This is a genomic window from Pseudomonas sp. NCIMB 10586 (assembly GCF_023127895.1).
GTDB lineage: Bacteria > Pseudomonadota > Gammaproteobacteria > Pseudomonadales > Pseudomonadaceae > Aquipseudomonas > Aquipseudomonas synxantha_A.
The window spans coordinates 561699-561904 of record NZ_SPKQ01000050.1 but is presented as its reverse complement, the minus strand read 5'-3'; the positions used below and the strand labels follow the sequence as shown (position 1 = coordinate 561904).

General features: G+C 61.7%; 1 protein-coding gene. It reads left to right on the top strand.

Annotation, left to right across the window (positions count from 1 at the left end; all coding sequences use genetic code 11):
- On the top strand, positions 1–206 hold a 206-nt coding region (locus tag E4P01_RS26145), incomplete at both ends, for a ribonucleotide-diphosphate reductase subunit beta (protein WP_248130166.1).

Genomic DNA, 206 nt, shown 5'->3' with positions numbered 1-206 from the left:
CGCAAGAGGTCAACATGACCGCCGACATCGCCCTGTGGAAAAACCCCGAAGGCCTGACCGACGACGAACGCCGCATCGTCATGCGTAACCTCGGCTTCTTCTCCACCGCCGACTCGTTGGTCGCCAACAACCTGGTGCTGGCCGTGTACCGCCTGATCACCAACCCGGAATGCCGCCAGTACATCCTGCGCCAGGCATTCGAAGAG